This window comes from Citrobacter tructae (genome assembly GCF_004684345.1).
Classification (GTDB): domain Bacteria; phylum Pseudomonadota; class Gammaproteobacteria; order Enterobacterales; family Enterobacteriaceae; genus Citrobacter; species Citrobacter tructae.
Genome location: NZ_CP038469.1, coordinates 2,789,123 through 2,813,128 on the forward strand (window position 1 = coordinate 2,789,123; position 24,006 = coordinate 2,813,128).

Sequence of the window (24,006 nt, forward strand, 5' to 3'; positions counted from 1 at the left end):
GAGTTGCAGCCAACACACCTGCAACTTGAAGGATGACGGGGATATAAGAGAAACGATTATGCCATTAATAATAATTGCGGCAGGCGTCGCGCTGCTCCTGGTCCTGATGATTGGCTTTAAAGTTAACGGCTTTATTGCTCTGGTCCTGGTGGCTGCGGTCGTCGGTTTTGCCGAAGGGATGGATGCCCAAGCCGTTCTGCACTCAATACAAAATGGGATCGGCGGGACGCTCGGTGGGCTGGCGATGATCCTTGGCTTCGGCGCAATGCTCGGTAAGCTGATTTCCGATACCGGCGCGGCTCAGCGCATCGCCACCACGCTGATTGGCACGTTCGGTAAAAAACGCGTGCAGTGGGCGCTGGTCGTTACCGGACTGGTCGTCGGCCTGGCGATGTTTTTCGAAGTCGGTTTTGTTCTGCTGCTGCCGCTGGTATTTACGGTGGTGGCCTCTTCTGGCCTGCCGCTGCTGTATGTCGGCGTACCGATGGTCGCAGCGCTGTCCGTGACCCACTGTTTTCTGCCACCGCATCCGGGACCGACCGCGATTGCCACCATTTTCGAGGCCAATCTCGGCACCACCCTGCTGTACGGCTTTATTATTACTATCCCGACGGTGATTGTTGCCGGGCCTTTATTTTCCAAACTGCTGACCCGCTTTGAGAAAGCGCCGCCGGAAGGGTTATTCAACCCGCATCTGTTCAGCGAAGAAGAGATGCCGTCGTTCTGGAACAGTATCTTTGCGGCGGTTATCCCGGTAATACTGATGGCGGTAGCCGCAGTATGCGAAATTACGCTGCCGAAGACTAACAGCGTGCGGGTGTTCTTTGAGTTTATCGGTAACCCTGCGGTCGCGTTGTTTATTGCTATCGTGCTCGCCATTTTTACCCTTGGTCGACGTAACGGACGTACGATCGAGCAAATTATGGATATCATTGGCGACTCTATCGGCGCAATTGCGATGATTGTGTTTATCATCGCCGGTGGCGGTGCGTTTAAGCAGGTTCTGGTCGACAGCGGCGTGGGTCAATATATCTCGCACCTGATGACCGGCACGTCGCTCTCTCCGCTACTGATGTGCTGGACGGTAGCCGCCTTGCTGCGTATCGCGCTCGGTTCAGCCACCGTCGCGGCGATTACTACTGCAGGCGTGGTGTTGCCGATTATTAACGTTACTCATGCCGACCCGGCGTTGATGGTGCTGGCTACCGGCGCGGGCAGCGTGATTGCGTCCCACGTTAACGATCCGGGATTCTGGCTGTTTAAAGGCTATTTTAATCTCAGTGTAGGTGAAACGTTGCGGACATGGACGGTAATGGAAACGCTAATTTCCATTATGGGACTGCTGGGGGTTCTGGCCCTGAACGCCATCTTGCATTAATACGGTATTTACCGGGGAGCGAAAGTCAGTGCTCCCCGGCACTGGAGAGAAAATGAGGAACCACAGAATTTCTTTGCAAGACATCGCCACGCTGGCGGGCGTGACCAAAATGACGGTGAGCCGCTACATTCGCTCGCCGAAAAAGGTCGCAAAGGAAACCGGTGAACGCATTGCGCAGATTATGGAGGAGATTAATTACATCCCCAACCGCGCACCCGCGATGCTGCTGAATGCGCAAAGCTATACGCTCGGCGTGCTGATCCCCTCATTTCAAAACCAACTGTTCGCCGATATTCTGGCCGGAATTGAATCGGTAACCTCGGACCATAACTATCAGACACTGATCGCCAACTACAATTACGACCGGGAATCCGAGGAAGAATCGGTGATCAACCTGCTGTCGTACAATATCGACGGCATTATCCTTTCCGAGAAATATCACACCCTGCGCACGGTTAAATTTCTGCGTTCCGCCAATATTCCGGTCGTAGAGCTGATGGATATTCAGGGCGATCGTCTGGACATGGAGGTGGGATTCGATAACCGCCAGGCGGCGTTTGATATGGTCAGCACCATGCTGGATAAACGCCAACGCCACAAAATCCTCTATCTGGGGTCAAAAGACGACATCCGCGACGAGCAGCGTTATCGCGGTTATTGCGATGCTATGGCCCGTCGTGGTCTTGAACCGCTGCGCGTTAATCCGCGCGCTATCTCCTCCATCCACCTCGGCACACAGATGATGCGTGATGCGCTGACTGCACACCCGGATGTAGACGGTGTGTTTTGCACCAACGACGATATCGCGATGGGCGCGCTGCTGCTGTGCCGCGAGCGCGAGCTAGCCGTCCCGGATCAAATATCAATTGCCGGTTTTCACGGGCTGGAAATGGGCAGGCAGATGATCCCAAGCCTCGCCAGCGTGATCACCCCGCGTTTTGACATTGGCCGCATGGCGGCGCAAATGTTGCTGAGCAAAATCAAGAACAACGACCATAACCACAATACCGTGGATCTGGGGTATCAGATTTATCACGGCAATACGCTTTAAGTCATTTTCTCTTACCATCGCATACTCTCTTTGATGGACATTGCCTATACTCCAGGCAGGATAAATGGAGGAAATCTCAATGAGCGCACCCCTGCTAATTGCCCGCACGTCGGACACCGAACTGTTTTTACTGCCAGGCATGGCCAACCGTCACGGGCTGATTACCGGCGCGACCGGGACAGGTAAAACCGTCACTTTACAAAAGCTTGCCGAATCGCTGTCTGAGATTGGCGTACCGGTATTTATGGCTGATGTGAAAGGTGACTTAACCGGCGTGGCCGAGGAAGGACAAGCCTCTGAAAAGCTGCTCGCCCGCCTGAAAAATATCGGTATTACCGACTGGCAACCGCATGCTAATCCGGTCACGGTGTGGGATATCTTCGGCGAGAAAGGTCACCCGGTACGGGCCACGGTATCTGACCTCGGGCCGCTGCTGCTGGCCCGCCTGCTAAACCTGAACGACGTACAGTCCGGCGTGCTGGATATTATCTTCCGCATTGCCGATGACCAGGGACTGCTCCTGCTCGATTTCAAAGACCTGCGGGCCATTACCCAATACATCGGCGATAACGCCAAATCCTTCCAGAATCAGTACGGCAATATCAGCGGCGCTTCGGTCGGAGCCATCCAGCGCGGGCTGCTGTCACTGGAGCAACAGGGCGCAGCGCACTTCTTTGGCGAACCGATGCTGGACATCAAAGACTGGATGCGTACCGACGCCAGCGGCAAAGGGATGATCAACATCCTCAGCGCAGAGAAGCTCTACCAGATGCCTAAATTGTATGCTGCCAGCCTGCTGTGGATGCTCTCTGAGTTGTACGAACAGTTGCCGGAAGCGGGTGATCTGGAGAAACCGAAGCTGGTGTTCTTCTTCGATGAGGCGCACCTATTGTTCAACGACGCCCCGCAGGTGCTGCTGGATAAAATCGAACAGGTGATCCGGCTGATCCGCTCGAAAGGGGTCGGCGTGTGGTTCGTTTCGCAAAACCCGGCGGATATTCCCGACAACGTGCTCGGTCAGTTGGGTAACCGCGTGCAGCACGCCCTGCGCGCATTCACGCCGAAAGATCAGAAAGCGGTGAAAACTGCGGCGCAAACCATGCGCGCCAACCCGGCATTTGATACCGAAAAAGCCATTCAGGAGCTGGGAACCGGCGAAGCACTGGTGTCATTTCTCGACGCCAAAGGCAGCCCATCAGTGGTGGAGCGGGCCATGGTGATTGCACCGTGCTCGCGCATGGGGCCAGTGACCGACGACGAGCGCAATGGGTTGATTAACCACTCTGCTCTGTACGGCAAATATGAAGAAGAGGTCGACCGCGAATCGGCTTATGAACGCTTACAGAAAGGGGTGCAGGCCAGTACCGAGCAGCAAAATACGCCACCAGCCAACAGCAACGCTGTCGAGGTTGACGACGGTATTCTCGGTGGGTTGAAGGATATTTTGTTTGGCAGTACCGGACCGCGCGGCGGCAAGCGAGATGGCGTGGTGCAGAGCGTGGCAAAAAGCGCGGCGCGACAGGTTACCAATCAGATCATTCGCGGCATGCTGGGAAGTTTAATGGGCGGGAGGAAACGCTAACAGGAAGACGCCCCTCCCGAGCAACGAGAGGGGCGGATTTTATGACTTACGCAGCATCAGCCACAGGCTTATCAGGAAGAAGCTGGCGCTTGGCAGCAGCGCGCCGATAATCGGCGGAATGCCGTACACCAGCGTCAGTGGGCCAAAGATTTGGTCCAGCACGTAGAACACGAAGCCAAAGCTAATCCCCGTCACCACGCGCACGCCCATCGGCACGCTACGCAGCGGACCAAAGATAAACGACAGCGCCATCAGCATCATTACCGCCACGGACAGCGGCTGGAAGACTTTGCTCCACATATTGAGCTGGTAACGTCCGGCGTCCTGGCCGCTCGACTTCAGGTACTTCACGTAGTTATGCAGGCCACTGATCGAGAGCGCATCCGGATCCAGCGCCACCACGCCGAGTTTATCTGGCGTGAGTTTAGTCTTCCATATCCCGCTCACGGTTTGCGAACCGGTAACCTGCTTCAGATCCTGCAGGTTGGACTCATCCACCTGCGACAAACGCCAGACCTTATTGTCTTTATCAAATGTGGCAGAAGCCGCATAGCGCACAGACTGCAGACGACGCTGGTCGTTAAAGGTGTAGATACTGATGCCCCCTAACTCTTCGTCGCCTTTCACACGCTCGATGTAAACAAAGCTGTCACCGTCTTTCGCCCACAGGCCCTGCTGGGTAGAAAGCAGCGAGCCACCGTACATTTGCTGTGCACGATAGTTACGCGCCATCTGTTCGCCCTGCGGCGCAACCCATTCACCGATAGCCATCGTCAACAGCACCAGTGGGATCGCGGTTTTCATCACCGACAGCGCAACCTGCATGCGGGTAAAGCCGGATGCCTGCATCACCACCAGCTCACTGCGCTGAGCCAGCATGCCCAGACCCAATAGTGCGCCGAGCAGCGCAGCCATAGGGAAGAAGATTTGGATGTCTTTCGGCGCACTGAGCAGGGTGTACAGCCCGGCGCCCATTGCATCGTAGTTCCCCTGCCCGGCCTTTTTCAACTGGTCAACAAACTTGATGATGCCGGAGAGCGACACCAGCATGAACAAGGTCATCATGATGGTGGTGAAAATGGTTTTACCGATATAGCGGTCAAGTACACCAAAGGGCTGCATTATACCGCTCCTTTACGCAGAAAACGGGCACGCAAGCGGCGCACAGGCACCGTATCCCACAGGTTAAGCGCAACCGCTAGTGCCAGATAAATCAGGTTAACTGTCCACATCCAGAACGCCGGATCCAGCTTACCTTTACCACCGTTTGACTTCAGCGACGTCTGGATCAGGAAGAACAGCAGATACAGCAGCATGGCAGGCAGCATCGACAGCACGCGTCCCTGACGTGGGTTCACCACGCTTAGCGGTACAACCATCAGCGCCATCATAAACACGGTGAATACCAACGTAATACGCCAGTGCAGCTCAGCACGGGCGCGATCGGTGTCGGTCGTCCACAGCGTGTGCATATCCATCTGGTCGGTATCGTTCGGATCCAGCGCCACGGCCTGATGCCCGATAATCGCCTGATAGTCCTGGAAGTCGGTAATGCGGAAATCGCGCAGTAGCGCGGTCCCTTCGAAGCGCGTACCTTTGTTGAGCGATACCACCTGAGAGCCATCGCGCATCTGCGTCAGATGTCCGGAATCGGCCACCACCACGGAAGGACGGGCGTTACCTTTCGGGCGGATCTGCGCGAGGAACACATCATTGAAATTACTGCCATCGACGCTTTCGATAAACAGCACTGAGCTACCATTGGTGGCCTGCTGGAATTGCCCCTGTGCAAGAGCCGCCATGCCGGGGTTCGCTTTCGCTTCCGCCAGCACTTCATCCTGATGCTTTGAAGACCAGGGTCCGGCCCACATCACGTTGATCGCGGCAAATATACTGGTAAGCAACGCCAGCACCATCGCCGCTTTCACCAGCACGGCCTTGCTCAGCCCACAGGCGTGCATGACCGTAATTTCACTTTCGGTATACAGTTTGCCAAGCGTCATTAGCAGCCCGAGGAACAGGCTTAATGGCAAGATCAGCTGCGCCATTTCTGGCACGCCCAGCCCCAGCAGCGAGAGCACCAGATTTGCAGGGATGTCACCGTCAACCGCCGCACCGAGGATCCTGACCAGCTTTTGACAAAAGAAGATCAAAAGTAGGATGAATAGGATCGCAAGTTGGCTTTTGAGCGTTTCCCGTACCAGATATCTTATGATTATCACTTTAAATACGCCCGTAAAAACCCGTCTTTTGCAGGAAAATAGCTTGTTTCATGGCTTAAACGTCATTTATTCTCTTGAGTCGTCGAAATCGTCGCTAAGATCATTATACTCAACGGATCCACCTCTCAGAAATTGTTCTGACGTGCCAATGCCGTAATAACGTTAAGATTAACACGAAGTCATCGCAACAGCGGGTATGAGTTACGAAAGCTTGCAATTCTATCTGTAGCCACCGCCGTTGTCTTTAAGATTCAGGAGCGTAGTGCATGGAGTTCAGTGTAAAAAGCGGTAGCCCGGAGAAACAGCGGAGTGCCTGCATCGTCGTGGGCGTCTTTGAACCACGCCGCCTCTCTCCGATTGCAGAGCAGCTCGATAAGATCAGCGACGGGTACATCAGCGCCCTGCTGCGTCGTGGTGAACTGGAAGGCAAACCGGGTCAGACCCTGTTGCTGCACCATGTGCCTAACGTTCTGTCTGAGCGAATTCTCCTCATTGGTTGTGGTAAAGAGCGTGAGCTTGATGAGCGCCAGTACAAACAGGTTATTCAGAAAACCATCAATACTCTGAATGATACCGGCTCTATGGAGGCCGTCTGCTTCCTGACCGAGCTGCACGTCAAAGGCCGCAACAACTACTGGAAAGTGCGTCAGGCCGTTGAGACCTCGCAAGAAACGCTGTACAGCTTTGATCAGTTGAAAACCAACAAAAGCGAACCGCGTCGTCCGCTGCGTAAAATGGTCTTCAACGTCCCCACCCGCCGTGAACTGACCAGCGGCGAGCGTGCTATTCAGCACGGTCTGGCGATTGCCGCCGGCATTAAAGCCGCGAAAGATCTCGGCAATATGCCGCCGAATATTTGTAACGCAGCCTACCTCGCTTCTCAGGCGCGTCAACTGGCCGACAGCTACAGCAAAAATGTGGTGACGCGCGTGATTGGCGAGCAGCAGATGAAAGAGCTGGGCATGCACTCTTATCTCGCCGTCGGTCACGGTTCACAGAACGAGTCGCTGATGTCGGTTATCGAGTACAAAGGCAACCCGTCAGAAGACGTGCGTCCGATTGTACTGGTCGGTAAAGGACTGACCTTCGACTCCGGCGGTATTTCCATCAAACCTGCCGAAGGCATGGATGAGATGAAATACGACATGTGCGGCGCAGCGGCGGTTTACGGTGTGATGCGTATGGTGGCGGAACTGCAACTGCCGATCAACGTCGTCGGCGTACTGGCTGGCTGTGAAAACATGCCGGGTGGCCGCGCGTATCGTCCAGGCGATGTGTTAACCACCATGTCCGGTCAGACCGTTGAAGTGCTCAATACCGATGCTGAAGGCCGTCTGGTACTGTGCGACGTGTTAACCTACGTCGAGCGTTTTGAACCGGAAGCGGTGATTGACGTCGCCACTCTGACCGGTGCCTGCGTGATTGCGCTGGGCCATCACATCACCGGCCTGATGTCGAACCATAACCCGCTGGCGCACGAGCTGATTGGTGCTTCTGAACAAGCTGGCGATCGCGCATGGCGTCTGCCGCTGGGCGATGAGTTCCAGGAACAGCTGGAATCCAACTTTGCGGATATGGCGAACATTGGCGGACGCCCTGGCGGAGCCATTACCGCGGGCTGCTTCCTGTCGCGCTTTGCCCGTAAGTACAACTGGGCACACCTGGACATCGCGGGTACCGCATGGCGTTCAGGCAAAGCCAAAGGCGCAACCGGTCGTCCGGTGGCGCTGCTGTCGCAGTTCCTGCTCAATCGTGCCGGTTTTAACGGCGAAGAGTAAGTTAAATACGGCAGTAAACCGTAGGCCGGGTAAGCATAACGCTACCCGGCTTAAGCATTTAAAGTAACCACAAGAAGCCCCATATCATGAGAAACGCAACGTTCTATATTTTGGACAATGACACGCAACAAGATGGCTTAAGCGCCGTCGAACAACTGGTGTGTGAAATTGCCGCAGAACGTTGGCGCGCAGGCAAGCGCGTACTGATCGCCTGTGAAGACGAAAAACAGGCTATTCGGCTGGATGAAGCGCTGTGGGCGAGACCGGCAGAAAGCTTTGTGCCGCACAATCTGGCGGGTGAAGGCCCGCGTGGCGGTGCGCCGGTCGAAATTGCCTGGCCGGAAAAACGCAACAGCAGCCCGCGCGATCTGCTGATCAGTTTGCGAGTCGGCTTTGTAGATTTTGCCACCGCTTTCACAGAAGTGATAGACTTTGTCCCTTACGAAGATTCTTTGAAACAATCGGCACGCGAGCGCTACAAAGCTTACCGCGTGGCTGGTTTTAACCTGAATACGGCAACCTGGAAATAATGGAAAAGACATACAACCCACAAGATATCGAACAGCCGCTTTACGAGCACTGGGAAAAGCAGGGCTATTTCAAACCTAACGGCGATGAAAGCAAAGAGTCCTTCTGCATCATGATCCCGCCGCCGAACGTCACCGGCAGTTTGCATATGGGTCATGCTTTCCAGCAAACCATCATGGACACCATGATCCGCTACCAGCGCATGCAGGGTAAAAATACCCTGTGGCAGGCCGGTACTGACCACGCGGGTATCGCCACCCAAATGGTGGTTGAGCGTAAGATTGCCGCTGAAGAAGGTAAAACCCGTCACGACTACGGTCGCGATGCGTTTATCGATAAAATCTGGCAGTGGAAAGCAGAATCCGGCGGCACCATTACCCGTCAGATGCGCCGTCTCGGCAACTCCGTGGACTGGGAGCGCGAGCGCTTCACCATGGACGAAGGTCTTTCCAATGCCGTGAAAGAAGTCTTTGTTCGCCTGTACAAAGAAGATTTGATTTACCGTGGCAAGCGCCTGGTAAACTGGGACCCGAAACTGCGCACCGCCATCTCTGACCTGGAAGTGGAAAACCGCGAGTCTAAAGGCTCCATGTGGCACATCCGCTATCCGCTTGCCGATGGTGCGAAAACCTCTGACGGTAAAGATTACCTGGTAGTCGCCACCACCCGTCCGGAAACTGTTCTGGGCGATACCGGCGTGGCCGTCAACCCAGAAGATCCGCGCTATAAAGATCTGATCGGCAAATTCGTCATTCTGCCGCTGGTTAACCGCCGAATTCCAATCGTGGGCGATGAACACGCCGATATGGAAAAAGGCACCGGCTGCGTGAAAATCACTCCGGCGCACGACTTTAACGACTACGAAGTCGGGAAACGTCACGGCCTGCCGATGATCAACATCCTGACCTTTGATGGCGACATCCGTGAAACTGCAGAAGTGTACGACACCAAAGGCGAAGAGTCTGACGTCTACTCCAACGAGATCCCGGCTGAGTTCCAGAAGCTGGAACGCTTTGCTGCGCGTAAAGCCGTTGTTGCCGCCATTGATGCGCTGGGTCTGCTGGAAGAAATTAAACCGCACGACCTGACCGTACCTTACGGCGACCGTGGCGGCGTGGTTATCGAACCGATGCTGACCGATCAGTGGTATGTCCGTGCCGACGTGCTGGCCAAACCAGCAGTGGAAGCGGTTGAGAATGGTGACATTCAGTTCGTGCCGAAGCAGTACGAAAACATGTACTTCTCCTGGATGCGCGATATTCAGGACTGGTGTATCTCTCGTCAACTGTGGTGGGGTCACCGTATCCCGGCATGGTATGACAACGAAGGTAACGTCTACGTTGGCCGCACCGAAGACGAAGTACGTCAGGAAAATAACCTGAGCGCCGACGTTGCACTGCGTCAGGACGAAGACGTTCTCGACACCTGGTTCTCCTCCGCACTGTGGACGTTCTCCACTCTCGGCTGGCCAGAAAACACCGACGCGCTGCGTCAGTTCCACCCAACCAGCGTGATGGTTTCCGGTTTCGATATTATCTTCTTCTGGATTGCCCGCATGATCATGATGACCATGCACTTCATCAAAGATGAAAACGGCAAGCCGCAGGTTCCGTTCAAGACCGTCTACATGACCGGTCTGATCCGTGATGACGAAGGCCAGAAGATGTCCAAATCCAAGGGTAACGTGATTGACCCACTGGATATGGTCGACGGTATCTCCCTGCCGGACCTGCTGGAGAAACGTACCGGCAATATGATGCAGCCGCAACTGGCTGAGAAAATCGCCAAACGCACCGAGAAGCAATTCCCGGACGGCATCGAGCCACACGGTACCGACGCCCTACGTTTCACCCTGGCGGCACTGGCCTCTACCGGCCGCGACATCAACTGGGATATGAAGCGCCTGGAAGGTTACCGTAACTTCTGTAACAAGCTGTGGAACGCCAGCCGCTTCGTGCTGATGAACACCGAAGACCAGGACTGCGGCTTCAACGGCGGTGAAATGACCCTGTCGCTGGCGGATCGCTGGATTCTGGCGGAATTCAACCAGACCGTGAAAGCGTACCGTGAAGCGCTGGATAACTTCCGCTTCGATATCGCGGCAGGCATTCTGTATGAGTTCACCTGGAACCAGTTCTGCGACTGGTATCTGGAACTGACCAAACCGGTGATGAACGGCGGTTCCGAATCTGAACTGCGCGGAACGCGTAATACGCTGGTAACCGTTCTGGAAGGTCTGCTGCGCCTGGCGCACCCGATTATTCCATTCATTACGGAAACTATCTGGCAGCGCGTGAAGGTTATCTGTGGCAACACAGCGGATACCATCATGCTGCAACCGTTCCCGGAATATAACGCGGCGCAGGTTGATGAAGCGGCGTTGGCTGACACCGAATGGCTGAAGCTGGCGATCGTGGCCATCCGTAACATCCGCGCGGAAATGAACATCGCCCCGGGCAAACCGCTGGAGCTGCTGCTGCGTGGTTGCAGTGACGCTGCAATTCGTCGCGTCAACGACAACCGTAGCTTCCTGCTGAACCTGGCGCGCCTGGAAAGCATCACCGTGCTGCCTGCTGATGATAAAGGTCCGGTATCCGTGACCAAAATCATCGACGGTGCCGAGTTGCTGATCCCGATGGCTGGCCTCATCAACAAAGAAGATGAGCTGGCGCGTCTGGCGAAAGAAGTGGCGAAAATCGACGGTGAGATTGCCCGTATCGAAGGCAAGCTGTCCAACGAAGGTTTCGTCGCCCGCGCACCGGAAGCGGTGATCGCCAAAGAGCGCGAGAAGCTGGACGGCTACGCCGAAGCCAAAGCGAAGCTGATTGAGCAGCAGGCGGTTATCGCCGCGCTGTAAAACTGCCGGTCGGATAAGCGTAACGCATCCGACCTCACAGACGATAAAAGCCTCTGACGCACTCGCTCAGAGGTTTTTTACTGAATTATCCTCGCTTGCACTATCCCTCTGTGCAGTGGTATTAACTGCATATGTCTCACTTTTACGTCATGAGTTCGCTATGAGTGTCATTACACCTGTCTCGGCAACGCTGCGCCGCATTACTGCCGACGATAACACCGCCATTGCCCACGTGATCCGCCAGGTTTCAGCAGAATATGGGCTTACCGCCGATAAAGGCTACACAGTGGCGGACCCAAATCTCGATGAGTTGTTCCAGGTTTACAGCCAGCCGGGCGCGGCCTATTGGGTGGTGGAGCAACATGGTCTGGTCGTCGGCGGTGGCGGTGTTGCACCGTTAGGTTGTAGCGAAGCGGACATTTGCGAACTGCAGAAAATGTATTTTTTACCCACGGTTCGCGGAAAGGGCATGGCGAAAAAGCTGGCGCTGATAGCGCTCGACCACGCTCGCGAGCAGGGTTTTAAACACTGCTACCTGGAAACTACCGCATTCTTACTCGAGGCAATTGGCCTGTACGAACATTTAGGGTTTGAGCACATCAGCGAACCATTAGGCTGTACCGGGCACGTCGATTGTGAAGTGCGGATGCTCAAACCCCTTTAAGTTTTACTGCATGTCGGGTGCGACCGACATACGAATAACGCCGGCCGCATTTGCCGCAGGCAGTTTCAGCACCTGCGACCAGAAGTCCTGCACCAGATCGCAGGCAATCTTCTCTTTACCAACGCCTTTCTGCGGATCGGCCATGATTTCAATATCATGGCCATAACGCTGCACTAACGGTGGCACGACTGCCTGCACATCCTGTGTTGCCTGCTGACGTTCAGTTTCCGTAACCGTGTGTCGGTTTGGCCCATAGGCAGCACGCATCATTGCAGCATCGCTCTCCATCCGCCGTTGAATAATCTCCTTCGCAATCAAATGGACCGGGTTAATTCCACCTTTCACCGCCGGAAACAGAAAACGGAAGCATTCGTCATCCCCTTTCTTTTGCACTGCCGCAATCTGTTCAAGGTTGATTTTCATATAGGCCGTAACGTTCTCGTCCGGCGCATTCTGTAAGCGTGCCATCTGAATCTGCAATATCTGCGGTTGTACCGCATCAATCATCTCCTGCTCGCTTTTACCCTCTTTTCGCATCTGCAGGGCCTGCATGCGAATACGCTGCCATAGCGCGGGTTCCTGCTCTTTTAGCACGATCATCGTTGGCAGGGTTGCCATCGCGGCATCAAATTTTTGTTCTTCAGTCTGACCTGAGGCTGCATTTTCCCGGGGGATCAGGTAATGCACGTCAAAAACGTTCCACGCAATGATCGCTATCACCATGAAAACCGCGCCGGAGATTTTCCCCACCCAGCCTTTTTTGCGAAAGATGCCCACCACGATGGCGATAACCACGCCTACGTAAGCAGCGAGTAATACATGTGTCCAGTTCATTGGTAATCCTTGTCCCAAAAAGAGACATTCTTAACGTCTGCAGACATCCTGTCACTGGGCAACAGCAAAAACTACCGAATTTTAGAGACGACAGGTACGCCACTGTGAAAACGGAACTCATCATCCGGGGATAAGATCAGCGAAGCTTCTACTTCACCAAAAAATCGTACTCTGTCACTGATATCGTGTGCAGAAACCTGCTGCGCCAGCGCCAGATAATCCTGATAGTGGCGCGCCTCGGATCGCAGCAGAGACAGATAAAACGTCTGTAACTCATCATCCAGATACGGTGCCAGTGCGGCGAACCGTTCACAGGAACGCGCTTCAATGTAAGCGCCGCAGATCAGCTTGTCGATAAGCGTTAATGGCTCGTGGGTGCGCACCTCTTTGAGCATGCCTTTGGCGTAACGGCTGGCGGTGATTTTGACGTAGGGAATGTTGCGGCTCATCATTGCCTCACGCACTTGCCAGAAGTGGTGTAGCTCCTCTTTGATCAGCAGCACCATGCTGTCGATAAGCTGTCGTCCCCACGGGTCGTCGGTTTGCGGCATCACACTTTTGCTTATCTGCTTATTCAGCACGATGAAATCAGGTTCTTCCCCCTCTCTGAAAGCAAAAGCCTCATAGGGTTTCAGCCAGTCCAGCAGCGCCTGCGATCCTTGTTTATCCGCGACATATTTACGCACCAGCAGCATCGCGGTTTGCGCCGCTTTCAGCTCGCAGACGAGGTGGTCGGTCAGCAACAGAGGAAGATTTGCCGGATCTCGCGCTTCATCAAGCCAGGACTGGGGCGTTTTGCAGTGCAGGAAATCCAGAATCGGGGAGAGTATTTGCGGGTAATCCATGCCGGGTCCTTACCCTACGGCAGCAAACGCTGCCGTAGGTTTGTAGATGACTTAGTGACGCACGCCGTCATCATCTTCGTCGACGAGGTCTTCATCGTCGCCGTCTTCACCTTCTTCGCCGTTAGGGTCTTCAAAATAGGTGCCCCATCCGTCGTATTCCACGTCAAACTTTTCAGCCAGGTTCATCAGCTGTTCAACCTGAGTGTCAATCAGCTCGGCATTCAGGGCACATTCGCTGAGGATGTCACAGCAAATTACCGTGTCGCCTTCTTCCACTTCCAGCTCTTCCGGCTCGGTCACTTCATAACCCAGCTTAAAGGCTTCTACTGCCGCTTTTTCCAGGGTTTCAAAGTCATCCGCAGAAAGGTGATGCTCGATGGTATACAACGCATCAGGATCGCTGCCATCTTCGAGTAATTCTTCAATAATCAAGCGTGTTTCTTCACGCTGTTCTTCCAGGTGTTCCGGGTTTGCCATGGCTCGTATCCTCATAATGTCCTGCCGATACTCTTATTGTCACATACCGCTGACATTGCCTCCACCTTTCCCGCAAAGATTTGTTAAACAAGGTTGCAAACGAATAAATATCCATATAAATTGAATTTTAATTCAATAAATGGCTTAAGCCATGTGAGGGAACCATGTCTGCATTTTATCAGAAGCACTTTTTGAAATTGCTCGATTTTACCTCTGCTGAACTCACGTCACTGCTACAGCTCGCAGCGCAGCTGAAGACAGATAAGAAGAAAGGCACAGAGGTCGCTAAACTCACCGGTAAAAACATCGCGCTCATCTTCGAAAAAGACTCAACCCGAACCCGTTGCTCTTTCGAAGTTGCCGCCTACGATCAGGGTGCACGCGTAACGTATCTCGGGCCAAGCGGCAGCCAGATTGGTCATAAAGAGTCGATTAAAGACACCGCCCGCGTGCTCGGTCGCATGTATGACGGTATTCAGTATCGCGGCCACGGTCAGGAGGTCGTTGAGACGCTGGCCGAATATGCCGGCGTTCCGGTATGGAACGGGTTGACCAACGAATTCCACCCCACCCAGTTGCTGGCCGATCTGTTAACTATGCAGGAACACCTGCTTGGCAAAGCGTTTAATGAGATGACGCTGGTCTACGCTGGCGATGCCCGTAACAATATGGGTAATTCGATGCTCGAAGCCGCCGCATTAACCGGGCTGGATCTACGCCTGGTTGCGCCACAGGCCTGCTGGCCTGAAGAAAACCTGGTTGCTGAATGCAAAGCGCTGGCTCAGAAAAACGGCGGTAACATTACGCTGACCGAAGATATTGCGACGGGCGTGAAAGGTGCAGACTTCATTTATACCGACGTCTGGGTGTCGATGGGCGAAGCCAAAGAGAAATGGGGCGAGCGTATTACCCTGCTGCGTAAGTACCAGGTTAATAGCGCAATGATGGCACTAACCGGCAACCCGCAGGTGAAATTCCTCCACTGCCTGCCAGCATTTCATGACGACCAGACCACGCTTGGTCAAAAGATGGCGCAGGAATACGGTCTGCATGGCGGTATGGAGGTGACCGATGAGGTCTTTGAATCCCCCGCCAGTATCGTGTTTGATCAGGCGGAGAACCGTATGCACACCATCAAAGCAGTGATGGTAGCAACACTCGCAAAGTAATGGTATTTCGTAGGCCGGGCAGGCGAAGCCGCCCCCCGGCTAACACGCTTACTCCACCAGCATTTTCACCACGGCTTTGCGTACCAGCGCCGGCGCCCCGACCGCGCACAGCGGTTTATGCACTTCACCCGGATAGAACACCACAAAGTCACCTTCATTCAGCACCACCGTCTTCTCTTCTGCGCCTTCCGGCAAAAAGGCGATGTCTTTATCCGCCAACCAGTCGGTTTCCGGCGCGCCCGCAGGCAGCGTGCTGAAGGTCATCCCTTCCTGGCCTTTGAGCAGGATCTGAATATCCAGATAACGAGCGTGGTACTCGGCTCGGCGCTGTACAAACGGCTCGGTCATATCTTCGGCGATCAGATAAAACAGGCGGTTACCATCGATGTCATGCTTACCTTTTTCCGTTGCGTCCGTGACGTGCGCTTTAATGTGTTCAATCGCCTGACGCAGTTCTTCCGGTAGCCATGCTTCCAGGTGGTGAATATTACCGATAATCATTTTCAACCCCTTAACTAAAACATCGTTTCATTTTAATTGTTATACGAAAAAACCGTCTGCCATACCACTGCTGTTTACGGATATTTTGCGTCAACGCATGTTTATCGCTGATGGTGTTAGTCAGTTGTTAACTCACTGCAGCAGGTTATGCATAAACTCTGCATAACTCGTATTCCTCCCTTTTCCAATCCCCTCCTAACAGACTGTTCTAAAAGTTCTTATTAGAAAAACCAATGCTATGTCACAGTTCACTTTCCCTTCATGATCTCTATCCATCATCATATTTATTTTTAAATAAACCCCAGAGAACAAATAATAAAATAACAAACTCGCATAAACATTCAGACGCTAACAAAAACACATGCAAATCAATGCATTATTTAGTTTGCTGAATTTAATTTCACACACATAAAATTAACAACAACAAATAACAAGCCGTATTCTTGCATAGCAATTCAATTATCTGATTTGTTATTATTTAATTTCTCAGATCCATGTCATGTATTAAACAAGAAAAATCAAGCATCCCACCGACTGTGAAATAAATCACATTTCCATATTAAAGAAGATCTAAATATAGATTCTGAAATCAGCTGAAAAATCATGACTGCAAAGTAAGTAAAATTATTTGCAGGCATCTCCTCTTTATTTTTTAAAATCGTATTAAAGGAATAATGATGGAAAAGCATTATGTCGGTTCCGAAATCGGTCAATTACGTAGCGTGATGCTACATCGTCCTAATCTCAGCTTAAAAAGGCTGACGCCATCGAACTGTCAGGAGCTGCTTTTTGATGATGTTCTTTCAGTCGAACGTGCAGGTGAAGAACATGACATTTTCGCCAACACGCTACGTCAGGAGGGTATAGAAGTTCTGTTATTGACTGATTTGCTGACACAAACCCTGGACGCCGCTGAGGCTAAAAGTTGGTTGTTAGATACACAAATTTCAGACTACCGTCTTGGTCCAACCTTCGCCTCGGATATTCGAGCCTGGCTTGCCGACATGTCGCACCGGGAACTCGCCCGTCATTTAAGCGGCGGGCTAACCTACGGGGAAATTCCCGCCTCAATAAAAAATATGGTGGTTGATACCCACGATATTAATGATTTTATTATGAAGCCGTTGCCGAACCACTTATTTACCCGCGACACCTCATGCTGGATATATAACGGGGTGTCGATTAATCCAATGGCAAAAACGGCCCGGCAGCGTGAAACCAATAATCTGCGAGCGATTTATCGCTGGCACCCGCAATTTGCCGATGGTGATTTTATTAAATACTTCGGCGATGAAAATATTAATTATGACCACGCCACGTTAGAAGGTGGCGATGTGCTGGTTATTGGTCGCGGCGCGGTGCTCATTGGTATGTCAGAACGTACCACGCCGCAGGGTATTGAGTTCCTTGCCCAGTCGCTATTTAAGCATCGCCAGGCAGAGCGCGTCATCGCCGTCGAACTGCCGAAACATCGCTCCTGTATGCACCTCGATACCGTCATGACCCACATCGATATCGATACCTTCTCCGTTTACCCCGAGGTGGTGCGCCCGGATGTCCAGTGCTGGACCCTGACGCCAGACGGACGCGGTGGCCTGAAACGAACTCAGGAAAACACCCTGGTACATGCCCTCGAAAAAGCCCTGGGCCTTGATCAAATTCGCTTAATCACCACCGGTGGTGACGCTTTCGAAGCCGAACGTGAACAGTGGAATGACGCGAATAACGTCCTGACGCTGCGCCCCGGCGTAGTTGTGGGTTACGAGCGCAACATCTGGACCAACGAAAAATACGATAAAGCTGGAATCACCGTTTTACCCATTCCAGGCGACGAACTTGGACGAGGTCGCGGCGGCGCGCGCTGCATGAGTTGCCCGCTGGAACGCGACGGTATTTAAGGAGACGTCATGGAAAACAAACCTACCCTGGTTGTCGCTCTGGGCGGCAATGCTCTACTCAAACGCGGTGAATCACTGGAAGCTGACATCCAACGTAAGAATATTGAGCTGGCAGCAAAAACTATCGCCCAGCTCACGCAGCAGTGGCGCGTGATCCTCGTACACGGCAATGGTCCACAAGTTGGGCTGCTGGCGCTACAAAACAGTGCTTATGCCAGCGTCACGCCTTATCCGCTCGACATTCTCGGCGCGGAGAGTCAGGGAATGATCGGCTACATGCTACAGCAGGCGTTGAAAAACCAGCTGCCACAACGCGAGATTAGCGTCCTGCTGACCCAGGTTGAAGTCGATGCCAACGATCCGGCATTCAACAACCCAACTAAATATATCGGCCCAATTTACAACGACACTCAGGCTAAAACACTACACGCGGAAAAGGGCTGGATTTTCAAAGCCGACGGTAAAGCATTCCGTCGTGTTGTGCCCTCCCCGCAGCCCAAACGCATCGTTGAAAGTGATGCGATTTGCACACTAATTGCCCGCGATCATCTGGTGATTTGCAACGGTGGCGGCGGCGTACCGGTGGTGGAAAAAGCAGATGGCTACCACGGTATTGAAGCGGTCATCGACAAAGATCTCTCCGCCGCCCTGCTCGCCAGCCAAATCCACGCCGATGCGCTGCTGATCCTCACCGACGCTGATGCCGTGTACCTCGACTGGGGCAAACCTACTCAGCGCCCGCTGGCCCAGGTTACTCCGGAACGGCTCGGTGAAATGCAATTCGACGCCGGTTCAATGGGTCCCAAAGTCACCGCCTGTGCGAAGTTTGTCTCTCACTGCCACGGGATTGCTGGCATCGGCTCGTTGGCTGACGGCGCGGCCATTCTCGCGGGTGAGAAAGGCACATTGATTCGCCTGGAAGCCGTCAACGCATAACTCAATATTAAGGACATTTTCATGACTGTTAACCTGAAAAATCGCAATTTTCTCAAACTGCTGGACTACACCCCAACGGAAATCCAGTACCTGATCGATCTGGCTATCGAGTTGAAAACAGCGAAAAAGGCCGGGCGCGAAAGACAAACGCTGGTCGGGAAAAACATCGCGTTGATCTTTGAAAAAACCTCTACCCGCACCCGTTGCGCCTTTGAAGTCGGCGCATTCGATCAGGGAGCACAGGTGACCTATCTCGGCCCAAGCGGCTCACAGATTGGCCACAAAGAATCGATGAAAGATACCGCCCGCGTGTTAGGCCGCATGTACGACGGCATTGAATACCGTGGATACGGCCAGGAAATCGTTGAGGAGTTAGGTGAATTTGCTGGCGTCCCAGTATGGAACGGACTGACGGACGAATTTCACCCTACGCAGATCCTCGCCGATCTGATGACCATGCTGGAACACGCCCCAGACAAAACCCTGCCTGAATTGAGCTTCGCCTACCTCGGTGATGCCCGCAATAACATGGGCAATTCATTAATGGTCGGCGCGGCGAAGATGGGGATGGATATCCGTCTGGTGGCACCAAAATCCTTCTGGCCGGACGACGCGCTGGTTGCCGAATGCCGTGAAATCGCCAGCGTAACGGGCGCACGGATTACGCTCACAGAGGATGTAGAGGAAGGAGTGTACGACGTAGATTTCCTCTACACCGATGTCTGGGTCTCAATGGGCGAGCCAAAAGAAGCATGGGCAGAACGCGTTAGCCTGATGACGCCCTACCAGATTAACCAGCAGGTCATCAACGCAACGGGCAATCCCAACGTGAAATTTATGCACTGCCTGCCCGCCTTTCATAACGAGCACACCAAAGTTGGGCGCGAGATCGAAGCGGCTTACGGCCTGAAAGGGCTTGAAGTGACGGAAGAGGTCTTCGAGTCAGCACATTCCATCGTCTTCGACGAAGCAGAGAACCGGATGCATACCATCAAAGCGGTCATGGTAGCGACACTCGGCGACTAACCCTTGCGGGCATATGTCGCCAGCCGGCGTATGCCCGAGTTATCCGGAGAACATCATGGGCAAACTTAAATTTCCCAGCGCATATACCATTCTGTTTATTCTCATTGCACTCGTCGCTGTTATGACCTGGATTGTCCCAGCGGGAAAATACCAGATGGCAATGAATACCACACTGGGTAAAGAGGTTCCGGTTGCGGGCACTTATGCCCCCACAGAGGCGCATCCACAAGGCATAACCGCCGTACTGTTGGCACCGATTGACGGGCTTTATAACCACGAAACCTACACGGCAGGCGCCATTGATGTGGCGCTGTTTGTCCTGATCATCGGCGGCTTTTTAGGCGTAGTAAATAAAACAGGTGCCATCGACGCCGGAATCGAACGCGTGACGGTCAGGCTCAACGGCAAAGAAGAGTGGATGATCCCTATCCTGATGGGACTTTTTGCCGCCGGAGGCACAATTTACGGGATGGCGGAAGAGTCGCTCCCCTTCTACACCTTGCTCGTTCCGGTCATGATGGCCGCCCGCTTCGATCCGCTGGTTGCCGCTGCAACCGTTCTGCTTGGTGCAGGGATTGGCACCCTCGGTTCAACAATCAACCCTTTTGCGACGGTTATCGCCGCGAACGCAGCCGGCATCCCCTTCACTCAGGGAATGCTGATGCGCATTCTGCTGCTGGTCATCGGCTATGTTATCTGCGTGGTATGGGTGATGCGCTATGCGCGAAAAGTTCGCAGCCATCCTGAGCTTTCTATCGTGGCGGATAAAATGGAAGAAAACCGCGTCCATTTTCTCGGTAACCGTGCCAATACTAACCTTGAGTTCACGGCAACGCGTAAGTGGATTCTGTTAATTTTCGCTGCTGCCTTTGCGGTGATGATTTATGGCGTCGCGGTACTCGGATGGTGGATGGCGGAAATATCTGGTGTCTTTCTCGCCTCGGCGATTATCGTCGGCGTGATCGCCCGGATGAGTGAAGAGGCCTTCACCAGCACGTTCATTGACGGCGCGCGGGATCTGCTCGGCGTGGCGCTGATTATCGGTATTGCACGCGGCATCGTCGTGGTGATGGATAACGGCATGATAACCCACACCATTCTGCACAGTGCCGAGAATTTAGTCTCTGGTCTCTCTACCGCCATTTTCATCAATGTGACCTACTGGCTGGAAGTTTTACTGTCCTTTTTGGTGCCCTCGTCCTCTGGCCTTGCAGTTCTCACCATGCCGATAATGGCCCCGCTGGCCGACTTCGCCCATGTGCCAAGGGACCTCGTCGTCACCGCATACCAATCCGCTTCCGGCATTGTGAATCTGATTACCCCCACCTCCGCGGTGGTTATGGGCGGACTGGCCATCGCGCGCGTCCCTTACGTGCGATACCTGAAATGGGTCGCCCCACTCTTGCTCATTCTTACGCTACTAAACATGGTCGTTCTGAGTCTCGGCGCAATGCTGTAACCCTTTTGGCCGTCGGATAGCGACGGCTTTTTTGATCTTGCTCTCGTTTTTCTGCCCAACCGCCCGTTTGATCCGCTGTCGATACGGGAAATGTGGTGAATTTTTCCATCCTATTGATATAGATAATAAATATAAGGTTTTTTTATGAAGGAATACGATGATTCTTCTGCCAAAGAACAACTTCTGCTGACAATTTGTCAGCGCCTGATTACAGAGAGAAGCTATCTGTCGCAGGAAGCCATTCGCAGTGAATTGCAAAACCAGGGATTTGCCAGCATCAGCCAGTCAACGGTTTCACGTCTACTGAAATTGCTTGGAGCGATAAAAATAAGAAATACAAAAGGGCAAAAAATTTATTCTGTAAATCCTCAATCTCGGCCAGTTCCTGATGCCGCGCGATCCATTGCTGAAATGGTGGTCAGCATTGAACACAATAGCGAATTTATCCTCATTCACACCGCCGCGGGATATGGCCGCGCGGTTGCCAGAATCCTCGACTACCACGCGTTGCCGGAAATTCTGGGCGTCATCGCGGGCAGCAGTATTGTCTGGGTCGCACCACGGGTGGTGCAGCGAACAGGCCTGGTTCACAAGCAGATTAATTACTTACTCAAGATGAATTAAAATTCATAAGAACCGTTTGCGGTGAATATTTTGTGCATTATTCGCTTGATCCCATAACGCAGCTGAGTATAATCGCCGACAATTTGCCGGGAGGATCTATGGTTCAGTGTGTACGACATTTTGTCTTACCGCGTCTGAAAAAAGACGCTGGCCTGCCGTTTTTCTTCCCGTTGCTCACCATTCTAAGCCCCTCAATTGAGGGGCTTTTTTTTTGCCCAGGCGTCAGGAGATAAACATGGCTAACCCGCTCTATCAAAAACACATCATTTCCATAAACGACCTCAGCCGCGATGACCTCAATCTGGTCCTCGCGACGGCGGCGAAACTAAAAGCAAACCCGCAGCCGGAACTATTGAAGCATAAGGTGATTGCCAGCTGTTTCTTCGAAGCCTCTACCCGCACCCGTTTATCCTTTGAAACGTCGATGCACCGTCTGGGCGCCAGCGTGGTGGGATTCTCTGACAGCAGCAACACCTCTCTGGGCAAAAAAGGTGAGACGCTGGCCGACACCATTTCCGTCATCAGCACCTACGTTGATGCCATCGTAATGCGTCATCCGCAGGAAGGCGCCGCACGTCTGGCAACCGAATTCTCCGGCAACGTACCGGTACTGAATGCAGGCGACGGTTCTAACCAACACCCGACCCAAACGTTGCTGGACCTGTTCACCATTCAGGAAACGCAGGGTCGTCTGGACAATCTGCAAATCGCCATGGTGGGCGACCTGAAATATGGCCGTACCGTTCACTCCCTGACCCAAGCACTGGCGAAGTTCGAAGGCAACCGCTTCTACTTTATCGCCCCGGACGCACTGGCAATGCCGCAGTACATTCTGGATATGCTGAATGAAAAAGGCATCGCCTGGAGTCTGCACGGCACGATTGAAGAAGTGATGGCGGAAGTCGACATTCTCTACATGACCCGCGTGCAGAAAGAACGCCTGGACCCGTCCGAATACGCCAACGTCAAAGCACAGTTTGTTCTGCGCGCCAGCGATCTGGCAGGAGCCAGAGAGAACATGAAGGTGCTGCACCCGCTGCCGCGCATCGATGAGATCACCCCCGACGTCGATAAAACGCCGCACGCCTGGTATTTCCAGCAGGCAGGCAACGGCATCTTCGCCCGCCAGGCGTTACTGGCACTGGTACTGAATAGCGAACTGGCACTGTAAGAGGACATGACGATGACACACGATAACAAACTGCAGGTTGAAGCCATCAAACGTGGCACCGTGATTGACCACATTCCCGCACAGGTTGGTTTCAAGCTGCTGACGCTGTTCAAACTGACAGAGACCGACCAGCGTATCACCATCGGTCTGAACCTGCCGTCCGGTGAGATGGGCCGTAAGGATCTGATTAAAATTGAAAATACCTTCCTGACCGATGAGCAGGTAAACCAGCTCTCACTGTACGCTCCGCAGGCGACGGTAAACCGCATTGATGACTATGACGTGGTGGGGAAATCACGCCCTAGCCTGCCGGAGCACATCGACAACGTGCTGGTATGTCCGAACAGCAACTGTATCAGCCATGCCGAGCCGGTTTCTTCCAGTTTTTCAGTGAAAAAACGTGCCGATGACATCGCACTCAAATGCAAATACTGTGAAAAAGAGTTTTCGCATTATGTGGTGCTGGCCAACTAATTGGGGTTGGTAATGAATTCCCGGCTCCCTATAATGGCCAGAACATAAGGCTGCATCCCTTGATGAAATGATGCAGCCTATCTTACCGCTGTAATTCAGGAGAAATCATGAGCAAGACTATCGCGACGGAAAATGCACCAGCAGCAATCGGCCCATACGTTCAGGGTGTTGACCTGGGTAGCATGATTATCACTTCCGGTCAGATCCCGGTCGATCCAAAAACCGGTGCCGTATCGGAAGACGTGTCCGCTCAGGCGCGTCAGTCGCTGGAAAACGTTAAAGCTATCGTAGAAGCAGCAGGCCTGAAAGTGGGCGATATCGTAAAAACCACCGTCTTCGTTAAAGACCTGAACGATTTCGCAACCGTCAACGCCACCTACGAAGCGTTCTTCACCGAGCACAACGCCACCTTCCCTGCACGCTCTTGCGTGGAAGTGGCCCGTCTGCCGAAAGACGTGAAAATCGAGATTGAAGCGATCGCCGTTCGTCGCTAAGCAATAAAAAATCCGGGCGCAAAAGCCCGGATTTTTGT

The 24,006-nt window shown here is 53.2% G+C and carries 26 protein-coding genes; 18 read left to right on the forward strand and 8 right to left on the reverse strand.

Annotated elements, in window-relative coordinates; all coding sequences use genetic code 11:
• Nucleotides 1-58: 58 nt before the first annotated feature.
• The 3 genes from idnT to E4Z61_RS14085 all read left to right on the forward strand — a co-directional run bounded on the left by idnT (nucleotide 59) and on the right by E4Z61_RS14085 (nucleotide 4,011).
• A complete protein-coding gene (gene idnT, locus E4Z61_RS14075; RefSeq protein WP_135323310.1) occupies nucleotides 59-1,378 on the forward strand; it encodes a gnt-II system L-idonate transporter in 1,320 nt (439 codons plus the stop codon).
• Nucleotides 1,379-1,430: 52 nt separating this feature from the next.
• Nucleotides 1,431-2,429, forward strand: coding sequence for a DNA-binding transcriptional regulator IdnR (gene idnR / locus E4Z61_RS14080; protein WP_135323311.1), 999 nt, complete (start codon nucleotides 1,431-1,433; stop codon nucleotides 2,427-2,429).
• A gap of 79 nt (nucleotides 2,430-2,508) precedes the next feature.
• Nucleotides 2,509-4,011, forward strand: coding sequence for a helicase HerA-like C-terminal domain-containing protein (locus E4Z61_RS14085; protein WP_135323312.1), 1,503 nt, complete (start codon nucleotides 2,509-2,511; stop codon nucleotides 4,009-4,011).
• Nucleotides 4,012-4,050: 39 nt separating this feature from the next.
• Here E4Z61_RS14085 and lptG read toward each other — a convergent pair whose 3' ends face one another.
• From lptG to E4Z61_RS24150, 3 genes are all read right to left on the reverse strand, one after another.
• Nucleotides 4,051-5,133, reverse strand: a complete 1,083-nt coding sequence (gene lptG, locus E4Z61_RS14090; protein ID WP_135323313.1) for an LPS export ABC transporter permease LptG — start codon at nucleotides 5,131-5,133, stop codon at nucleotides 4,051-4,053.
• Nucleotides 5,133-6,233: an LPS export ABC transporter permease LptF gene (gene lptF / locus E4Z61_RS14095; RefSeq protein WP_135323314.1), complete on the reverse strand. Its 1,101-nt coding sequence runs from the start codon at nucleotides 6,231-6,233 to the stop codon at nucleotides 5,133-5,135. Before lptF ends, lptG begins: the two co-directional genes overlap by 1 nt.
• Before the next feature lie 62 nt (nucleotides 6,234-6,295).
• Complete coding sequence (locus tag E4Z61_RS24150) at nucleotides 6,296-6,346, reverse strand: hypothetical protein (RefSeq protein ID WP_212723231.1); 51 nt, start codon at nucleotides 6,344-6,346, stop codon at nucleotides 6,296-6,298.
• Nucleotides 6,347-6,499: 153 nt separating this feature from the next.
• Here E4Z61_RS24150 and pepA point away from each other — a divergent pair, with 153 nt between their 5' ends.
• The 4 genes from pepA (at nucleotide 6,500) to E4Z61_RS14120 (ending at nucleotide 12,060) form a co-directional block, all read left to right on the forward strand.
• Complete coding sequence (pepA, locus tag E4Z61_RS14105; RefSeq protein WP_135323315.1) at nucleotides 6,500-8,011, forward strand: leucyl aminopeptidase; 1,512 nt, start codon at nucleotides 6,500-6,502, stop codon at nucleotides 8,009-8,011.
• 86 nt (nucleotides 8,012-8,097) lie between these two features.
• Nucleotides 8,098-8,541, forward strand: coding sequence for a DNA polymerase III subunit chi (gene holC, locus E4Z61_RS14110; protein ID WP_135323316.1), 444 nt, complete (start codon nucleotides 8,098-8,100; stop codon nucleotides 8,539-8,541).
• Nucleotides 8,541-11,396 (forward strand): valine--tRNA ligase, encoded by a 2,856-nt coding sequence (locus tag E4Z61_RS14115; protein ID WP_135323317.1) that lies wholly within the window; start codon nucleotides 8,541-8,543, stop codon nucleotides 11,394-11,396. Before holC ends, E4Z61_RS14115 begins: the two co-directional genes overlap by 1 nt.
• A 160-nt stretch (nucleotides 11,397-11,556) precedes the next feature.
• Nucleotides 11,557-12,060: a GNAT family N-acetyltransferase gene (locus E4Z61_RS14120; protein ID WP_135323318.1), complete on the forward strand. Its 504-nt coding sequence runs from the start codon at nucleotides 11,557-11,559 to the stop codon at nucleotides 12,058-12,060.
• A gap of 3 nt (nucleotides 12,061-12,063) precedes the next feature.
• Here the strand turns inward: E4Z61_RS14120 and E4Z61_RS14125 are convergent, their stop codons facing one another.
• The 3 genes from E4Z61_RS14125 to rraB form a co-directional block, all read right to left on the reverse strand.
• The gene (locus E4Z61_RS14125) at nucleotides 12,064-12,894 is read right to left on the reverse strand and encodes a topoisomerase II (protein ID WP_135323319.1); all 831 of its coding nucleotides are present in this window, start codon (nucleotides 12,892-12,894) and stop codon (nucleotides 12,064-12,066) included.
• Nucleotides 12,895-12,965: 71 nt separating this feature from the next.
• Complete coding sequence (miaE, locus tag E4Z61_RS14130; protein WP_135323320.1) at nucleotides 12,966-13,739, reverse strand: tRNA isopentenyl-2-thiomethyl-A-37 hydroxylase MiaE; 774 nt, start codon at nucleotides 13,737-13,739, stop codon at nucleotides 12,966-12,968.
• A gap of 51 nt (nucleotides 13,740-13,790) precedes the next feature.
• Nucleotides 13,791-14,216, reverse strand: coding sequence for a ribonuclease E inhibitor RraB (rraB, locus tag E4Z61_RS14135; protein WP_135323321.1), 426 nt, complete (start codon nucleotides 14,214-14,216; stop codon nucleotides 13,791-13,793).
• Between the two features lie 120 nt (nucleotides 14,217-14,336).
• Here rraB and E4Z61_RS24400 point away from each other — a divergent pair, with 120 nt between their 5' ends.
• Nucleotides 14,337-14,411 carry a hypothetical protein gene (locus tag E4Z61_RS24400; protein ID WP_420808715.1) on the forward strand — a complete coding sequence of 25 codons (75 nt, stop codon included), beginning with the start codon at nucleotides 14,337-14,339 and terminating at the stop codon, nucleotides 14,409-14,411.
• Complete coding sequence (gene argF / locus E4Z61_RS14140; protein WP_135323322.1) at nucleotides 14,381-15,385, forward strand: ornithine carbamoyltransferase; 1,005 nt, start codon at nucleotides 14,381-14,383, stop codon at nucleotides 15,383-15,385. The genes E4Z61_RS24400 and argF (E4Z61_RS14140) overlap by 31 nt, the downstream gene beginning before the upstream one ends.
• A gap of 48 nt (nucleotides 15,386-15,433) precedes the next feature.
• Here argF (E4Z61_RS14140) and E4Z61_RS14145 read toward each other — a convergent pair whose 3' ends face one another.
• Nucleotides 15,434-15,886, reverse strand: coding sequence for a YhcH/YjgK/YiaL family protein (locus tag E4Z61_RS14145; protein ID WP_135323323.1), 453 nt, complete (start codon nucleotides 15,884-15,886; stop codon nucleotides 15,434-15,436).
• A gap of 677 nt (nucleotides 15,887-16,563) precedes the next feature.
• On the opposite strand from E4Z61_RS14145, the gene arcA reads away from it, so the two are divergent.
• The 5 genes from arcA (at nucleotide 16,564) to E4Z61_RS14170 (ending at nucleotide 21,829) form a co-directional block, all read left to right on the forward strand.
• Nucleotides 16,564-17,784, forward strand: a complete 1,221-nt coding sequence (gene arcA, locus E4Z61_RS14150; protein ID WP_135323324.1) for an arginine deiminase — start codon at nucleotides 16,564-16,566, stop codon at nucleotides 17,782-17,784.
• A 9-nt stretch (nucleotides 17,785-17,793) separates the two neighbouring features.
• Entirely contained in the window at nucleotides 17,794-18,720 is a 927-nt protein-coding gene (gene arcC, locus E4Z61_RS14155; RefSeq protein ID WP_135323325.1) for a carbamate kinase, read from the forward strand.
• 21 nt (nucleotides 18,721-18,741) lie between these two features.
• On the forward strand, nucleotides 18,742-19,746 hold the full coding sequence (gene argF / locus E4Z61_RS14160; protein ID WP_135323326.1) for an ornithine carbamoyltransferase: 1,005 nt from the start codon (nucleotides 18,742-18,744) through the stop codon (nucleotides 19,744-19,746).
• 55 nt (nucleotides 19,747-19,801) lie between these two features.
• Complete coding sequence (locus E4Z61_RS14165; RefSeq protein ID WP_135323327.1) at nucleotides 19,802-21,205, forward strand: YfcC family protein; 1,404 nt, start codon at nucleotides 19,802-19,804, stop codon at nucleotides 21,203-21,205.
• A gap of 144 nt (nucleotides 21,206-21,349) precedes the next feature.
• Nucleotides 21,350-21,829: an arginine repressor gene (locus E4Z61_RS14170; protein WP_135323328.1), complete on the forward strand. Its 480-nt coding sequence runs from the start codon at nucleotides 21,350-21,352 to the stop codon at nucleotides 21,827-21,829.
• Here E4Z61_RS14170 and E4Z61_RS14175 read toward each other — a convergent pair.
• Complete coding sequence (locus E4Z61_RS14175; protein ID WP_135323329.1) at nucleotides 21,826-21,948, reverse strand: hypothetical protein; 123 nt, start codon at nucleotides 21,946-21,948, stop codon at nucleotides 21,826-21,828. The genes E4Z61_RS14170 and E4Z61_RS14175 overlap by 4 nt on opposite strands.
• On the opposite strand from E4Z61_RS14175, the gene pyrL reads away from it, so the two are divergent.
• From pyrL to ridA, 4 genes are all read left to right on the forward strand, one after another.
• Entirely contained in the window at nucleotides 21,928-22,062 is a 135-nt protein-coding gene (gene pyrL / locus E4Z61_RS14180) for a pyr operon leader peptide (RefSeq protein ID WP_135323330.1), read from the forward strand. The genes E4Z61_RS14175 and pyrL overlap by 21 nt on opposite strands.
• A gap of 2 nt (nucleotides 22,063-22,064) precedes the next feature.
• A complete protein-coding gene (pyrB, locus tag E4Z61_RS14185) occupies nucleotides 22,065-23,000 on the forward strand; it encodes an aspartate carbamoyltransferase (RefSeq protein WP_135323331.1) in 936 nt (311 codons plus the stop codon).
• 12 nt (nucleotides 23,001-23,012) lie between these two features.
• Entirely contained in the window at nucleotides 23,013-23,474 is a 462-nt protein-coding gene (gene pyrI, locus E4Z61_RS14190) for an aspartate carbamoyltransferase regulatory subunit (RefSeq protein WP_135323332.1), read from the forward strand.
• Nucleotides 23,475-23,581: 107 nt separating this feature from the next.
• On the forward strand, nucleotides 23,582-23,968 hold the full coding sequence (gene ridA / locus E4Z61_RS14195) for a 2-iminobutanoate/2-iminopropanoate deaminase (RefSeq protein WP_071696512.1): 387 nt from the start codon (nucleotides 23,582-23,584) through the stop codon (nucleotides 23,966-23,968).
• Nucleotides 23,969-24,006: the final 38 nt, after the last annotated feature.

Excerpts from the sequence above, each read along its gene's own strand:
- idnT (WP_135323310.1), top strand. The coding sequence starts at position 59 with ATGCCATTAATAATAATTGCGGCAGGCGTCGCGCTGCTCCTGGTCCTG.
- E4Z61_RS14175 (WP_135323329.1), bottom strand. The coding sequence starts at position 21,948 with ATGTCGTACACACTGAACCATAGATCCTCCCGGCAAATTGTCGGCGAT.
- argF (WP_135323326.1), top strand. The coding sequence starts at position 18,742 with ATGACTGTTAACCTGAAAAATCGCAATTTTCTCAAACTGCTGGACTAC.
- pyrL (WP_135323330.1), top strand. The coding sequence starts at position 21,928 with ATGGTTCAGTGTGTACGACATTTTGTCTTACCGCGTCTGAAAAAAGAC.
- idnR (WP_135323311.1), top strand. The coding sequence starts at position 1,431 with ATGAGGAACCACAGAATTTCTTTGCAAGACATCGCCACGCTGGCGGGC.
- miaE (WP_135323320.1), bottom strand. The coding sequence starts at position 13,739 with ATGGATTACCCGCAAATACTCTCCCCGATTCTGGATTTCCTGCACTGC.
- pepA (WP_135323315.1), top strand. The coding sequence starts at position 6,500 with ATGGAGTTCAGTGTAAAAAGCGGTAGCCCGGAGAAACAGCGGAGTGCC.
- E4Z61_RS14145 (WP_135323323.1), bottom strand. The coding sequence starts at position 15,886 with ATGATTATCGGTAATATTCACCACCTGGAAGCATGGCTACCGGAAGAA.
- pyrI (WP_135323332.1), top strand. The coding sequence starts at position 23,013 with ATGACACACGATAACAAACTGCAGGTTGAAGCCATCAAACGTGGCACC.
- E4Z61_RS14120 (WP_135323318.1), top strand. The coding sequence starts at position 11,557 with ATGAGTGTCATTACACCTGTCTCGGCAACGCTGCGCCGCATTACTGCC.
- holC (WP_135323316.1), top strand. The coding sequence starts at position 8,098 with ATGAGAAACGCAACGTTCTATATTTTGGACAATGACACGCAACAAGAT.
- arcA (WP_135323324.1), top strand. The coding sequence starts at position 16,564 with ATGGAAAAGCATTATGTCGGTTCCGAAATCGGTCAATTACGTAGCGTG.
- E4Z61_RS14170 (WP_135323328.1), top strand. The coding sequence starts at position 21,350 with ATGAAGGAATACGATGATTCTTCTGCCAAAGAACAACTTCTGCTGACA.
- E4Z61_RS14125 (WP_135323319.1), bottom strand. The coding sequence starts at position 12,894 with ATGAACTGGACACATGTATTACTCGCTGCTTACGTAGGCGTGGTTATC.
- E4Z61_RS14165 (WP_135323327.1), top strand. The coding sequence starts at position 19,802 with ATGGGCAAACTTAAATTTCCCAGCGCATATACCATTCTGTTTATTCTC.
- lptG (WP_135323313.1), bottom strand. The coding sequence starts at position 5,133 with ATGCAGCCCTTTGGTGTACTTGACCGCTATATCGGTAAAACCATTTTC.
- rraB (WP_135323321.1), bottom strand. The coding sequence starts at position 14,216 with ATGGCAAACCCGGAACACCTGGAAGAACAGCGTGAAGAAACACGCTTG.
- argF (WP_135323322.1), top strand. The coding sequence starts at position 14,381 with ATGTCTGCATTTTATCAGAAGCACTTTTTGAAATTGCTCGATTTTACC.
- E4Z61_RS14085 (WP_135323312.1), top strand. The coding sequence starts at position 2,509 with ATGAGCGCACCCCTGCTAATTGCCCGCACGTCGGACACCGAACTGTTT.
- ridA (WP_071696512.1), top strand. The coding sequence starts at position 23,582 with ATGAGCAAGACTATCGCGACGGAAAATGCACCAGCAGCAATCGGCCCA.
- E4Z61_RS14115 (WP_135323317.1), top strand. The coding sequence starts at position 8,541 with ATGGAAAAGACATACAACCCACAAGATATCGAACAGCCGCTTTACGAG.
- pyrB (WP_135323331.1), top strand. The coding sequence starts at position 22,065 with ATGGCTAACCCGCTCTATCAAAAACACATCATTTCCATAAACGACCTC.
- arcC (WP_135323325.1), top strand. The coding sequence starts at position 17,794 with ATGGAAAACAAACCTACCCTGGTTGTCGCTCTGGGCGGCAATGCTCTA.